The sequence below is a fragment of the Streptomyces sp. NPDC090119 genome, assembly GCF_044747085.1.
Lineage (GTDB): Bacteria > Actinomycetota > Actinomycetes > Streptomycetales > Streptomycetaceae > Streptomyces.
Genome location: NZ_JBIVDK010000003.1, coordinates 904,175 through 918,815, shown reverse-complemented (window position 1 = coordinate 918,815; position 14,641 = coordinate 904,175). Strand labels below are relative to the sequence as shown.

Here is a 14,641-nt window from a genome sequence, read left to right as displayed (position 1 = left end):
TTCACCGGGCGCGGCACGGCCACGATTCCGGGATCAGGTGAGGACGCATGACGGACGCCGTGGGCTCCATCGACACGCCTGATGCCCAGGACGAGCTGTCGGATGCCAAGAAGCCCCGCAAGGGCGGTAAGCGTGCCAAGAAGGGCCCGCTGAAGCGTCTTGCCACCTTCTACCGCCAGATCATCGCGGAACTCCGCAAGGTCGTCTGGCCGACCCGCAATCAGCTGACGTCGTACACGACCGTTGTGATCGTCTTCGTCGTCATCATGATTGGCTTGGTCACCGTGATTGACTATGGCCTCAACCACGCGGCCAAGTACGTCTTCGGCTGAGCCAAGAGCGAAGGGCGCCGTGGTACCGGCGCCTTTTTTCGCATGTTCCACCCCTATGTATCCAGGAAGAAGCAGCCATCGTGTCTGACCCGAACCTGAACGACGCCACCGAGCCTGGCCGTGAAACCGCCGAGGCGGTGGACGCCGAGCTCGACATCGTCGAGGGCGCGGACGAGCAGGACGAGTTCGAGGCTGCCGAGGCCGCGGCGGGCGAGCCCGCCGAAGAGGCCGCGCTGCACGTCGACGGTGACGCCGAGGCCGTGGCCGAGGTCGACGAGGACGCCGAGGGCGTCGTCGAGACCGAAGAGGCCGCCGAAGCCGTCGAGATCGTCGAGGAAGAGCCCGCCGAGCCGGTCGACCCCGTCGTCGCGCTCCGCGAGGAACTGCGCACGCTGCCCGGCGAGTGGTACGTCATCCACACCTACGCGGGTTACGAGAACCGCGTGAAGACGAACCTCGAGCAGCGCGCCGTCTCGCTGAACGTCGAGGACTACATCTTCCAGGCCGAGGTGCCGCAGGAAGAGGTCGTCCAGATCAAGAACGGCGACCGCAAGACGATCAAGCAGAACAAGCTGCCGGGTTACGTCCTGGTCCGCATGGACCTGACGAACGAGTCCTGGGGCGTCGTCCGCAACACCCCCGGTGTCACCGGCTTCGTCGGCAACGCCTACGACCCGTACCCGCTGACCCTGGACGAGATCGTCAAGATGCTCGCCCCGGAGGCCGAGGAGAAGGCCGCCCGTGAGGCCGCCGAGGCCGAGGGCAAGCCCGCTCCGCAGCGCAAGGTCGAGGTCCAGGTGCTGGACTTCGAGGTCGGCGACTCGGTCACCGTCACCGACGGCCCCTTCGCCACCCTCCAGGCCACGATCAACGAGATCAACGCCGACTCGAAGAAGGTCAAGGGTCTCGTCGAGATCTTCGGCCGCGAGACCCCGGTCGAGCTGAGCTTCGACCAGATCCAGAAGAACTAGTTCTCTCTGGGCACACGCTTCCGTGCAGGTCAGACGGGCTCTCGCAGCCGGTCTGACCTGCACGGTTTTTAGCCGCACATCTATACCCGCTATCGTTGTGCGGTATGCCTGCGTCCGGGTTGGTCCCCTTACGCGGGCAGGACCCGAATCGAAAGGACCCGGAGAGCTATGCCTCCCAAGAAGAAGAAGGTCACGGGGCTCATCAAGCTCCAGATCAACGCCGGTGCGGCGAACCCCGCCCCGCCGGTCGGCCCCGCGCTCGGTCAGCACGGCGTCAACATCATGGAGTTCTGCAAGGCCTACAACGCGGCCACCGAGTCGCAGCGTGGCTGGGTCATCCCGGTGGAGATCACGGTCTACGAGGACCGCTCCTTCACCTTCGTGACCAAGACCCCGCCGGCCGCGAAGATGATCCTCAAGGCCGCTGGCGTCGAGAAGGGCTCCGGCGAGCCCCACAAGACCAAGGTCGCCAAGATCACCGAGGCGCAGGTCCGTGAGATCGCCACGACCAAGATGCCCGACCTCAACGCCAACGACCTGGACGCCGCGTCGAAGATCATCGCCGGCACCGCCCGTTCCATGGGCATCACGGTCGAGGGCTGAACACCCACCTCGTAGTCATGCGGCCGTAGCCGGTCGCACGTGGCAGGGCCCGCTCGGCCCGTACCACGACTCCTTTCAGAACACACAGGAGCAGTTGTGAGCAAGCGCAGCAAGGCTCTCCGCGCTGCGGACGCCAAGGTCGACCGGGAGAAGCTCTACGCCCCGCTCGAGGCCGTCCGTCTCGCCAAGGAGACCTCCACGACCAAGTTCGACGGCACCGTCGAGGTCGCCTTCCGCCTGGGTGTCGACCCGCGCAAGGCCGACCAGATGGTCCGTGGCACCGTGAACCTCCCGCACGGCACCGGTAAGACCGCCCGGGTCCTGGTCTTCGCGACCGGTGACCGTGCTGAGGCCGCGCGCGCCGCGGGCGCCGACATCGTCGGCTCCGACGAGCTGATCGACGAGGTCGCGAAGGGCCGTCTGGACTTCGACGCCGTCGTCGCCACCCCGGACCTCATGGGCAAGGTCGGCCGCCTCGGCCGCGTCCTCGGCCCGCGTGGTCTGATGCCGAACCCGAAGACCGGCACCGTGACCCCGGACGTGGCCAAGGCCGTGACCGAGATCAAGGGCGGCAAGATCGAGTTCCGCGTCGACAAGCACTCGAACCTGCACTTCATCATCGGCAAGACGTCGTTCGACGACGCCCAGCTGGTGGAGAACTACGGCGCCGCGCTGGAGGAGATCCTCCGTCTGAAGCCGTCCGCCGCCAAGGGTCGCTACATCAAGAAGGCCGCCATCAGCACCACGATGGGCCCCGGCATCCTGGTGGACCAGAACCGCACCCGCAACCTCCTCGTCGCCGAGGACCCGGCCGCCGTCTGAGCCTCGCTCAACCGGTAGCCGCGGCAGCGGCGCGTACGCAGGTCGAGGACCCCGCACCTTTCCAAGGTGCGGGGTCCTCCCCTTTTCTTCTCCTTCCGGCCGCCCGTGCCCTGGGTTACGGTGCGGGTCAGAGGGCGCGTACAGGGGTGGGGGAGCCGGATGAGGAGCACGACCGTGCGCCGGGCGGGGTTCGCGGCGCTGGCACTGGCGCTGACCACCCCGGCCGCCTGTGGCGACGCCCGGGACGGCGGCCAGGACGACCGCTCGCTGACCGCCCTGCGCACCGCCGAGCGGTCCACCGACCGCGCCGAGTCGGTCCGCGTCCGCTCCACGCTCAGCTACGGCAAGGCCCTCTCCCTCTCCTCCGACGGCGCCCTGCGCTGGGACGACGGCGTCACCGGCCACCTCACGATCAGCTACACCGGCGGCACCCTCGCCGCCGCCATGCGCAAGGCCGGCACCCCCTCCCTGCGGGCCCGCTACCTCCCGGACGCCTACTACGCGCGCATGAGCGACACCTTCGCGAAGCGGTCCGGCGGCCGACACTGGATCAGGTACGCGTACGCCGACCTCGCCCGCGGTGGCGAGGGTCTCGGGATGTACCTGAAGGACCAGATGCGCAACACCACCCCCAACCAGTCGGTCAAGATGCTGCTGGCCTCCGGGGACGTGCGCCGGGTCGGCGCCGAGCGGGTCCAGGGCACCGCGGCCACGCACTACCGGGGCCGGGTCCGGGTCGCCGACCTGGCGGGCCGGGACAGCGGGCTCAGCGCCCGCGAGCTGACCGGACTCAAACGCCAGCTGGACCAGGCCGGGGTCACCACGGAGACCGTCGACCTCTGGATCGACCAGCGGAACCTGCTGGTCAAGAAGGTCGAGCGGGCCGACACCGCGCAGGGCAGCCTGGTCAGCACCGCCTACTACCGCGACTACGGCGTCCGGGTCGTGGCCGAGGCGCCCCCGGCCGCCGACACCCAGGACTTCACGGAGCTGGCGCGCTCCAAGGGCGTCACCGGCGCCCGCTGAGCACCCCGGTGAGGGGTCCGCTCCGACCGGATTTGCTCGATGGCGCCCGAGTCCCGTACTCTCCTCGAGAAGCCAAAGACCGCTGGTCGTTGCCGCACGCTCACCTGAGGGTGTGGTGGCCGAAGGACCTACTGCAAAGTGGGCGACCCGCGCAGGTGTGAGTGGAAGTACTCCCGGAGCAGACGCGTCCACGCGTAAGCAACCGGTCGAGTCCGCCCCGAGCGCTTGCGCCGGGGCGTTTCGTTTTTCCCAGTCCTCCTTCGGGTCCGCGCGGTCAGAATCACCCGGAAGGAGGCCGAGGCTCTATGGCGAGGCCCGACAAGGCTGCCGCAGTGGCCGAGTTGACGGAGCAGTTCCGCAACTCCAACGCTGCCGTGCTTACCGAGTACCGCGGTCTCACCGTGGCACAGGTCAAGAACCTGCGCCGGTCGCTCGGTGAGAACGCCAAGTACGCCGTGGTGAAGAACACGCTGACCAAGATTGCGGCCAACGAGGCCGGGATCACGACGCTGGACGACCTGTTCAACGGTCCGACGGCTGTCGCCTTCGTCACCGGTGACCCGGTGGAGTCGGCGAAGGGTCTCCGTGACTTCGCCAAGGACAACCCGAATCTCGTCATCAAGGGCGGTGTCCTTGACGGTAAGGCGCTGTCCGCCGACGAGATCAAGAAGCTTGCGGACCTCGAGTCCCGCGAGGTTCTGCTCAGCAAGCTGGCCGGTGCCTTCAAGGGCAAGCAGTCTCAGGCTGCTCAGCTCTTCCAGGCGCTGCCCTCGAAGCTCGTCCGCACCGTGGACGCGCTCCGTGCCAAGCAGGCCGAGCAGGGCGGTGCCGAGTAATTCGGCTCGCTTTCTGACTCTCGCCGCCTGATGCGGCCAGGGTCGCAGCGGGCCTAAGTACGCCCGCCACATCCAGTACATCCGGCACCCGCCGATCGAGTGGAAGGACCGCCATCATGGCGAAGCTCACCCAGGACGAGCTGCTTGCCCAGTTCGAGGAGATGACCCTCATCGAGCTCTCCGAGTTCGTGAAGGCCTTCGAGGACAAGTTCGACGTCACCGCCGCCGCCGCGGTCGCCGTTGCCGGCCCCGCCGCCCCCGGCGCCCCGGCCGAGGCCGCTGAGGAGCAGGACGAGTTCGACGTCGTCCTCACCGGCGCCGGCGAGAAGAAGATCCAGGTCATCAAGGTCGTGCGTGAGCTGACCTCCCTGGGTCTGAAGGAGGCCAAGGACCTCGTCGACGGCACCCCGAAGCCGGTCCTCGAGAAGGTCACCAAGGAGGCCGCGGAGAAGGCTGCCGAGTCCCTCAAGGCCGCCGGCGCCTCCGTCGAGGTCAAGTAACACCTCACGGGGTTCCGCGAACCTCACACGCGTGAACACGGCCTCCTGAGGCTGTAACGCGAGCGTACCGAAGAGCGATCATCCATCCGGGTGGTCGCTCTTCGGCGTACCCGGGGACGACCACGGTTGCCTTGCGCTCGCCGTGGCGAGGGGTATGGTGATCTTCGTTGTGTCTCCGGAAGGCCCCATTCCGGCTGGGGGGCCTTGACGAACCGCACGCAGCGCGCAATTCTCAGGACGCGTCGTCACAACGATCCGAATCCGAGGCATGGATCGACGGCGAAGAGGGCAGGATCACCGTGCGTTGAGGGCGAGCATGCCGAGGGCGTCGAAGACGAGGGCGTTGAGGAAAACGAGGGTCTCCAAAACCCGCACTGGACATCAGTGTGCCAAGTGGCTACACTGACCCTTTGCGCTGCCTGTTAGCTGTCCCCTGCCCGTCACCAGGGGTCTGCCCCCACCCGAGCACCGACGACCGAACTTCCCTGACCTGGGGTTTCCCGTCGTGAGCCTGGGAGAGGGACCGGTACGCGCGTAGTGAGTCCGAGCCCTCGGAAGGACCCCCTCTTGGCCGCCTCGCGCACTGCCTCGACCGCGAATACGAACAACGGCGCCAGCACTGCCCCGCTGCGCATCTCCTTTGCAAAGATCAAGGAGCCCCTCGAGGTTCCGAACCTTCTTGCGCTCCAGACCGAGAGCTTCGACTGGCTGCTCGGCAACGACGCCTGGAAGGCTCGCGTCGAGAAGGCTCTCGAGAACGGTCAGGACGTCCCCACCAAGTCCGGTCTGGAGGAGATCTTCGAGGAGATCTCCCCGATCGAGGACTTCTCCGGGTCGATGTCGCTGACGTTCCGCGACCACCGCTTCGAGCCGCCGAAGAACTCCATCGACGAGTGCAAGGACCGCGACTTCACGTACGCCGCGCCGCTCTTCGTCACCGCCGAGTTCACCAACAACGAGACCGGCGAGATCAAGTCCCAGACCGTCTTCATGGGCGACTTCCCGCTCATGACGAACAAGGGCACCTTCGTCATCAACGGCACCGAGCGTGTCGTGGTGTCCCAGCTGGTCCGCTCGCCGGGTGTCTACTTCGACTCCTCCATCGACAAGACGTCCGACAAGGACATCTTCTCCTCCAAGATCATCCCGTCCCGGGGTGCCTGGCTGGAGATGGAGATCGACAAGCGCGACATGGTCGGTGTCCGCATCGACCGCAAGCGCAAGCAGTCGGTCACCGTACTGCTCAAGGCGCTCGGCTGGACCACCGAGCAGATCCTCGAGGAGTTCGGCGAGTACGAGTCCATGCGCGCCACCCTGGAGAAGGACCACACCCAGGGCCAGGACGACGCGCTGCTCGACATCTACCGCAAGCTGCGTCCGGGCGAGCCGCCGACCCGTGAGGCCGCGCAGACGCTGCTCGAGAACCTCTACTTCAACCCCAAGCGCTACGACCTGGCCAAGGTCGGCCGCTACAAGGTCAACAAGAAGCTGGGTGCGGACGCTCCGCTGAACGCGGGCGTCCTGACCGTCGAGGACATCATCTCGACGATCAAGTACCTGGTGAAGCTGCATGCCGGTGAGACCGAGACGGTCGGCGACAGCGGTCAGTCGATCGTCGTCGAGACCGACGACATCGACCACTTCGGCAACCGTCGCCTGCGCAGCGTCGGCGAGCTGATCCAGAACCAGGTCCGTACGGGTCTCGCCCGTATGGAGCGTGTCGTGCGCGAGCGCATGACCACCCAGGACGTCGAGGCGATCACGCCGCAGACCCTGATCAACATCCGGCCGGTCGTCGCCTCCATCAAGGAGTTCTTCGGCACCAGCCAGCTGTCGCAGTTCATGGACCAGAACAACCCGCTGTCGGGTCTCACCCACAAGCGCCGTCTGTCGGCGCTCGGTCCGGGTGGTCTCTCGCGTGAGCGGGCCGGCTTCGAGGTCCGTGACGTGCACCCCTCGCACTACGGCCGCATGTGCCCGATCGAGACGCCCGAAGGCCCGAACATCGGTCTGATCGGCTCGCTCGCCTCCTACGGCCGGGTCAACGCGTTCGGTTTCGTCGAGACCCCGTACCGCAAGGTCGTCGACGGCCAGGTCACCGACGAGGTGGACTACCTGACCGCCGACGAGGAGGACCGCTTCGTCATCGCGCAGGCCAACGCCACGCTCAGCGACGACATGCGCTTCGAAGAGGCCCGCGTCCTGGTCCGCCGTCGTGGCGGCGAGGTCGACTACGTCCCCGGTGACGAGGTCGACTACATGGACGTCTCGCCGCGCCAGATGGTGTCGGTCGCGACCGCCATGATCCCGTTCCTCGAGCACGACGACGCCAACCGTGCCCTCATGGGCGCGAACATGATGCGTCAGGCCGTGCCGCTCATCAAGAGCGAGGCCCCGCTCGTCGGCACCGGCATGGAGTACCGCTCCGCCGTCGACGCCGGCGACGTGGTCAAGGCCACGAAGGCGGGTGTGGTCCAGGAGGTCTCCGCGGACTACGTCACCACGACCAACGACGACGGCACGTACATCACGTACCGCCTGCACAAGTTCTCCCGGTCCAACCAGGGAACGTCGGTCAACCAGAAGGTCATCGTCAACGAGGGCGACCGGATCATCGAAGGCCAGGTCCTGGCCGACGGTCCGGCCACCGAGAACGGCGAGATGGCCCTGGGCAAGAACCTGCTCGTGGCGTTCATGCCGTGGGAGGGTCACAACTACGAGGACGCGATCATCCTGTCGCAGCGCCTCGTGCAGGACGACGTCCTCTCCTCGATCCACATCGAGGAGCACGAGGTCGACGCCCGTGACACCAAGCTCGGCCCCGAGGAGATCACGCGGGACATCCCGAACGTCTCCGAGGAGGTCCTGGCGGACCTGGACGAGCGCGGCATCATCCGCATCGGCGCCGAGGTCACCGCGGGCGACATCCTCGTCGGCAAGGTCACGCCCAAGGGTGAGACCGAGCTGACGCCCGAGGAGCGCCTGCTGCGCGCGATCTTCGGTGAGAAGGCCCGTGAGGTCCGCGACACCTCGCTGAAGGTGCCGCACGGCGAGACCGGCAAGATCATCGGTGTCCGCGTCTTCGACCGCGAAGAGGGCGACGAGCTGCCGCCGGGCGTGAACCAGCTGGTCCGCGTCTACGTCGCGCAGAAGCGCAAGATCACCGACGGTGACAAGCTCGCCGGCCGCCACGGCAACAAGGGTGTCATCTCCAAGATCCTGCCGATCGAGGACATGCCGTTCCTGGAGGACGGCACCCCGGTCGACATCATCCTGAACCCGCTGGGTGTCCCGTCCCGAATGAACCCGGGACAGGTCCTGGAGATCCACCTCGGCTGGCTCGCCAGCCGCGGCTGGGACGTCTCCGGCCTCGCGGACGAGTGGGCCGAGCGCCTCCAGGCGATCGGCGCCGACCAGGTCGCCCCCGGCACCAACGTCGCCACCCCGGTGTTCGACGGTGCGCGTGAGGACGAGCTGGCCGGTCTGCTCGAGCACACGATCCCGAACCGCGACGGCGAGCGCATGGTGCTCCCCACCGGTAAGGCACCGCTGTTCGACGGCCGCTCGGGTGAGCCGTTCCCGGAGCCGATCTCGGTCGGCTACATGTACATCCTCAAGCTCCACCACCTGGTCGACGACAAGCTGCACGCCCGTTCGACCGGTCCGTACTCGATGATCACCCAGCAGCCGCTGGGTGGTAAGGCTCAGTTCGGTGGCCAGCGATTCGGCGAGATGGAGGTGTGGGCGCTCGAGGCATACGGCGCCGCCTACGCCCTCCAGGAGCTGCTGACCATCAAGTCCGACGACGTCACCGGCCGCGTGAAGGTCTACGAGGCCATCGTCAAGGGCGAGAACATCCCCGAGCCCGGCATCCCCGAGTCCTTCAAGGTGCTCATCAAGGAGATGCAGTCCCTGTGCCTCAACGTGGAGGTGCTGTCCTCGGACGGCATGTCCATCGAGATGCGCGACACCGACGAGGACGTCTTCCGCGCAGCGGAGGAGCTCGGTATCGACCTGTCCCGGCGCGAGCCGAGCAGCGTCGAAGAGGTCTGACGGGAGTCCGGTACGGGGGCTCGGTCCCGCAAGGAACCGACCCCCGTCCGGCCCCAGGACCCCCGTTTCAGACCCCATGACTTACAACCCTGAGAGGGATTGACGCATAGTGCTCGACGTCAACTTCTTCGACGAGCTCCGGATCGGTCTGGCCACCGCTGACGACATCCGTCAGTGGAGCCACGGCGAGGTCAAGAAGCCGGAGACCATCAACTACCGCACGCTCAAGCCCGAGAAGGACGGACTCTTCTGCGAGAAGATCTTCGGTCCGACCCGGGACTGGGAGTGCTACTGCGGCAAGTACAAGCGCGTCCGCTTCAAGGGCATCATCTGTGAGCGCTGTGGCGTCGAGGTCACGCGCGCCAAGGTGCGCCGTGAGCGGATGGGCCACATCGAGCTTGCCGCTCCCGTCACCCACATCTGGTACTTCAAGGGCGTTCCGTCGCGGCTGGGCTACCTGCTCGACCTCGCCCCGAAGGACCTCGAGAAGGTCATCTACTTCGCCGCGTACATGATCACGTACGTCGACGAGGAGCGTCGTCAGCGCGACCTGCCCTCGCTGGAGGCGCACGTCTCCGTCGAGCGTCAGCAGATCGAGAACCGCCGCGACTCCGACCTGGAGAACCGCGCCAAGAAGCTCGAGACCGACCTGGCCGAGCTGGAGGCCGAGGGCGCCAAGGCCGACGTGCGCCGCAAGGTGCGCGAGGGTGCCGAGCGCGAGATGAAGCAGCTGCGCGACCGCGCGCAGCGCGAGATCGACCGCCTCGACGAGGTGTGGAGCCGCTTCAAGAACCTCAAGGTCCAGGACCTCGAGGGCGACGAGCTGCTCTACCGCGAGCTGCGTGACCGCTTCGGCACGTACTTCGACGGCTCGATGGGTGCCGCGGCGCTGCAGAAGCGCCTGGAGTCCTTCGACCTCGAGGAGGAGGCCGAGCGTCTCCGCGAGATCATCCGCACCGGCAAGGGCCAGAAGAAGACCCGTGCGCTCAAGCGCCTCAAGGTCGTCTCCGCGTTCCTGCAGACCAGCAACAGCCCCAAGGGCATGGTGCTGGACTGCGTGCCGGTCATCCCGCCGGACCTGCGTCCGATGGTGCAGCTGGACGGTGGCCGCTTCGCGACCTCCGACCTGAACGACCTGTACCGCCGTGTCATCAACCGCAACAACCGCCTGAAGCGGCTTCTCGACCTCGGCGCGCCCGAGATCATCGTGAACAACGAGAAGCGCATGCTCCAGGAGGCCGTGGACGCCCTCTTCGACAACGGTCGTCGTGGTCGCCCGGTCACCGGTCCCGGCAACCGCCCGCTGAAGTCCCTGAGCGACATGCTCAAGGGCAAGCAGGGTCGTTTCCGTCAGAACCTGCTCGGTAAGCGAGTCGACTACTCGGCGCGTTCCGTCATCGTCGTCGGTCCGCAGCTGAAGCTGCACCAGTGCGGTCTGCCCAAGGCCATGGCGCTGGAGCTCTTCAAGCCGTTCGTGATGAAGCGCCTGGTCGACCTGAACCACGCGCAGAACATCAAGAGCGCCAAGCGCATGGTGGAGCGCGGCCGCACCGTCGTGTACGACGTCCTCGAAGAGGTCATCGCCGAGCACCCGGTGCTGCTGAACCGTGCTCCCACCCTGCACCGCCTCGGCATCCAGGCCTTCGAGCCGCAGCTGGTCGAGGGCAAGGCCATCCAGATCCACCCGCTCGTCTGCACCGCGTTCAACGCGGACTTCGACGGTGACCAGATGGCCGTGCACCTGCCGCTGTCCGCGGAGGCGCAGGCCGAGGCCCGCATCCTGATGCTGTCCTCGAACAACATCCTCAAGCCCGCCGACGGCCGTCCGGTGACGATGCCGACCCAGGACATGGTCCTCGGTCTGTTCTTCCTCACCACCGACGGTGAACTGCGTGACACCAAGGGCGAGGGCCGCGCGTTCGGCTCCACGGCCGAGGCGATCATGGCGTTCGACGCCGGTGAGCTGGCGCTGCAGTCGCCGATCGACATCCGCTTCCCGGTGGGCACCATCCCGCCGCGTGGCTGGACGCCGCCGGCGCGCGAGGAGGGCGAGCCCGAGTACCAGACGGGTGACAGCTTCCGGCTGCGCACCACCCTGGGCCGCGCGCTCTTCAACGAGCTGCTGCCCGAGGACTACCCGTTCGTCGACTACTCGGTGGGCAAGAAGCAGCTCTCCGAGATCGTCAACGACCTGGCCGAGCGCTACCCCAAGGTCATCGTGGCGGCGACGCTCGACAACCTGAAGGCGGCGGGCTTCTACTGGGCGACCCGTTCCGGCGTCACCGTGGCCATCTCCGACGTCGTCGTTCCCGAGGCGAAGAAGGAGATCGTCAAGGGCTACGAGGCGCAGGACGAGAAGGTCCAGAAGCAGTACGAGCGCGGTCTGATCACCAAGGAAGAGCGCACTCAGGAGCTCATCGCGATCTGGACCAAGGCGACCAACGAGGTCGCCGAGGCGATGAACGAGAACTTCCCCAAGACGAACCCCATCTTCATGATGGTTGACTCGGGTGCCCGAGGAAACATGATGCAGATGCGGCAGATCGCCGGTATGCGTGGTCTGGTGTCGAACGCCAAGAACGAGACCATCCCGCGTCCGATCAAGGCGTCCTTCCGTGAGGGCCTGTCCGTGCTGGAGTACTTCATCTCCACCCACGGTGCCCGTAAGGGTCTGGCGGACACCGCCCTGCGTACCGCCGACTCGGGTTACCTCACCCGTCGTCTGGTGGACGTCTCGCAGGACGTCATCATCCGCGAGGAGGACTGCGGCACCGAGCGCGGCCTCAAGCTGTCGATCGCCGAGCGCGGCGCCGACGGCGTGCTGCGCAAGGCGGACAACGTCGAGACGTCCGTGTACGCGCGCTGCCTCGCCGAGGACATCGTCGTCGACGGCAAGGTGCTCGCCCCGGCGGGCGTCGACCTCGGTGACGTCCTCATCGACCAGCTGGTCGCGGCCGGCGTCGAGGAGGTCAAGACCCGCTCGGTCCTGACCTGCGAGTCCGCCGTCGGTACCTGCGCGATGTGCTACGGCCGTTCGCTGGCCACCGGCAAGCTGGTGGACATCGGTGAGGCGGTCGGCATCATCGCCGCCCAGTCCATCGGTGAGCCCGGTACCCAGCTGACGATGCGTACCTTCCACACCGGTGGTGTGGCCGGTGACGACATCACCCAGGGTCTGCCCCGTGTGGTCGAGCTCTTCGAGGCCCGTACCCCGAAGGGTGTCGCCCCGATCTCCGAGGCCTCCGGCCGCGTGCGGATCGAGGAGACCGAGAAGACCAAGAAGCTCGTCGTGACCCCGGACGACGGCAGCGACGAGACGGCGTTCCCGATCTCCAAGCGTGCCAAGGTCCTGGTCCGCGAGGGCGAGCACGTCGACGTGGGCCAGCAGCTCACCGTGGGTGCCACCAACCCGCACGACGTGCTGCGCATCCTGGGTCAGCGTGCCGTCCAGGTCCACCTGGTCGGCGAGGTCCAGAAGGTCTACAACTCGCAGGGCGTGTCGATCCACGACAAGCACATCGAGATCATCATCCGGCAGATGCTCCGCCGGGTGACGATCATCGAGTCCGGCGACGCCGAGCTGCTGCCCGGCGAGCTGGTCGAGCGGTCGAAGTTCGAGACCGAGAACCGTCGTGTGGTCCAGGAGAACGGTCACCCCGCCTCCGGCCGTCCGCAGCTGATGGGTATCACCAAGGCGTCGCTGGCGACCGAGTCGTGGCTGTCCGCGGCCTCCTTCCAGGAGACGACCAGGGTCCTGACGGACGCGGCGATCAACGCCAAGTCCGACTCCCTGATCGGCCTCAAGGAGAACGTCATCATCGGTAAGCTCATCCCGGCCGGTACGGGTCTGTCCCGCTACCGCAACATCCGGGTCGAGCCGACCGAGGAGGCCAAGGCCGCGATGTACTCGGCCGTCGGCTACGACGACATCGACTACTCGCCGTTCGGCGCGGGCTCCGGCCAGGCCGTTCCGCTGGAGGACTACGACTACGGTCCGTACAACCAGTAGGCGAGCAGCCGAAAGGCGCTCGATCTGAAGGGCGGCATCCTCTCGGGGGTGCCGCCCTTCGGCGTTTTCCCCCCGTCCGGCGGACATTTGGGCGCATGATGGAAGGACCCCGGTCGGGGGTTCGGGAGGTGCTCGGTGTCGCATCCGTCGTCGCAACCGTCGTGGCATCCGTCGTGGCCGGACAACAACGACCCGGCGGCCGCCGGTACACCACCGGCTCCGCAGCGGGCGCAGGGGTGGCCTGTGGCGCCCTTCCCGGGGCCTTTCCAGCCCCAGCCGCCCGCGCACTGGCCGACGCCGCCCCAGGTGCCCGGTGGGGGAGCCTCGTTCCTGCTGGCCTCGCATGCCGACCGGGAGCGGGCCGTGGACGTGCTGCGCGCCGGGTTCGCCGAAGGGCGGCTGGAGAAGGGCGAGTTCGATCGCCGCGTTGCCCGCGTGTACACGGCCCGTACGGTCGGCGAGCTGGCGTTGGTGGTGGCCGACCTTCCGCAGGGTCCGATGCCGTATCCGGCGCCCGTGGCGCCCGTACCGCAGGTGTTTCTGCCCACACCGCGGCCCGCGGCGAACGGCAAGGCGGTCGGGGCCGCGGTGTGCGGGCTGCTGTGTCTGCTGACCGCGGGGCTCACCGGAATCCCGGCGGTGGTGCTCGGGCACACCGCGCGCACGGAGATCCGCCGCACCGGCGAGGACGGGGACGGACTGGCTCTGACCGGCCTTGTTCTGGGCTGGCTGTCCGTCGGCGGCTGGGCCCTGTTCTGGCTGCTGATCATCATGGTGGGCGTGCTGGACGGATGACGGGAGCGTGGCGCCGTGTGTGCGCTACGTGAAATCGAAGATCGTCGGCGGCGTTGGGACTTGACATGACCTGTCCCTCGCGGGTGGCCGCCTGGCATTTGTTTTGACCGAAGTCCGTGCGATAGGTACGCTCAGACCTTGTGCCTGGGGTGTGCCCTGGCTCCCGTGTGTGCTTCTCACCGCACGGCGAGCCGTAAGCGGCCACCGAAATCCGCGCTCTTCCCTTTGCGGCGGGAGTCCGTGGGTTCGACACACCCGACCGCGTGGGTCGGGAGCGTTCCAGGTTAGCTTCACCATTCGGCACACAGAAACCGGAGAAGTAGTGCCTACGATCCAGCAGCTGGTCCGGAAGGGCCGGCAGGACAAGGTCGAGAAGAACAAGACGCCCGCACTCGAGGGTTCGCCCCAGCGTCGTGGCGTCTGCACGCGTGTGTTCACGACCACCCCGAAGAAGCCGAACTCGGCCCTGCGTAAGGTCGCGCGTGTGCGTCTGACCAGCGGCATCGAGGTCACGGCCTACATCCCGGGTGAGGGACACAACCTGCAGGAGCACTCCATCGTGCTCGTGCGCGGCGGCCGTGTGAAGGACCTGCCGGGTGTTCGCTACAAGATCATCCGCGGTTCGCTCGACACCCAGGGTGTCAAGAACCGCAAGCAGGCCCGCAGCCGCTACGGCGCCAAGAAGGAGAAGTAA

The 14,641-nt window shown here is 67.1% G+C and carries 11 protein-coding genes; all 11 read left to right on the top strand.

The window, feature by feature from the left end; all coding sequences use genetic code 11:
• Positions 1-47 precede the first annotated feature (47 nt).
• Positions 48-332, top strand: a complete 285-nt coding sequence (gene secE, locus ACIPPM_RS16985) for a preprotein translocase subunit SecE (RefSeq protein WP_030811625.1) — start codon at positions 48-50, stop codon at positions 330-332.
• Between the two features lie 80 nt (positions 333-412).
• The gene (gene nusG, locus ACIPPM_RS16980; protein ID WP_401448168.1) at positions 413-1,303 is read left to right on the top strand and encodes a transcription termination/antitermination protein NusG; all 891 of its coding nucleotides are present in this window, start codon (positions 413-415) and stop codon (positions 1,301-1,303) included.
• Positions 1,304-1,471: 168 nt separating this feature from the next.
• Complete coding sequence (gene rplK, locus ACIPPM_RS16975; RefSeq protein ID WP_018543896.1) at positions 1,472-1,906, top strand: 50S ribosomal protein L11; 435 nt, start codon at positions 1,472-1,474, stop codon at positions 1,904-1,906.
• 96 nt (positions 1,907-2,002) lie between these two features.
• Positions 2,003-2,728 (top strand): 50S ribosomal protein L1, encoded by a 726-nt coding sequence (rplA, locus tag ACIPPM_RS16970; protein WP_401448166.1) that lies wholly within the window; start codon positions 2,003-2,005, stop codon positions 2,726-2,728.
• 159 nt (positions 2,729-2,887) lie between these two features.
• Positions 2,888-3,754, top strand: coding sequence for a hypothetical protein (locus ACIPPM_RS16965; protein WP_401448164.1), 867 nt, complete (start codon positions 2,888-2,890; stop codon positions 3,752-3,754).
• A 305-nt stretch (positions 3,755-4,059) separates the two neighbouring features.
• Complete coding sequence (rplJ, locus tag ACIPPM_RS16960) at positions 4,060-4,590, top strand: 50S ribosomal protein L10 (protein ID WP_399720224.1); 531 nt, start codon at positions 4,060-4,062, stop codon at positions 4,588-4,590.
• Between the two features lie 116 nt (positions 4,591-4,706).
• Complete coding sequence (rplL, locus tag ACIPPM_RS16955; RefSeq protein ID WP_393595891.1) at positions 4,707-5,090, top strand: 50S ribosomal protein L7/L12; 384 nt, start codon at positions 4,707-4,709, stop codon at positions 5,088-5,090.
• Positions 5,091-5,657: 567 nt separating this feature from the next.
• Positions 5,658-9,143 carry a DNA-directed RNA polymerase subunit beta gene (gene rpoB, locus ACIPPM_RS16950; protein ID WP_393595890.1) on the top strand — a complete coding sequence of 1,162 codons (3,486 nt, stop codon included), beginning with the start codon at positions 5,658-5,660 and terminating at the stop codon, positions 9,141-9,143.
• A 109-nt stretch (positions 9,144-9,252) separates the two neighbouring features.
• A complete protein-coding gene (locus ACIPPM_RS16945) occupies positions 9,253-13,152 on the top strand; it encodes a DNA-directed RNA polymerase subunit beta' (RefSeq protein ID WP_401448161.1) in 3,900 nt (1,299 codons plus the stop codon).
• A gap of 306 nt (positions 13,153-13,458) precedes the next feature.
• A complete protein-coding gene (locus ACIPPM_RS16940; RefSeq protein ID WP_401448158.1) occupies positions 13,459-13,947 on the top strand; it encodes a DUF1707 and DUF4190 domain-containing protein in 489 nt (162 codons plus the stop codon).
• A 322-nt stretch (positions 13,948-14,269) separates the two neighbouring features.
• Complete coding sequence (rpsL, locus tag ACIPPM_RS16935) at positions 14,270-14,641, top strand: 30S ribosomal protein S12 (protein ID WP_003948652.1); 372 nt, start codon at positions 14,270-14,272, stop codon at positions 14,639-14,641.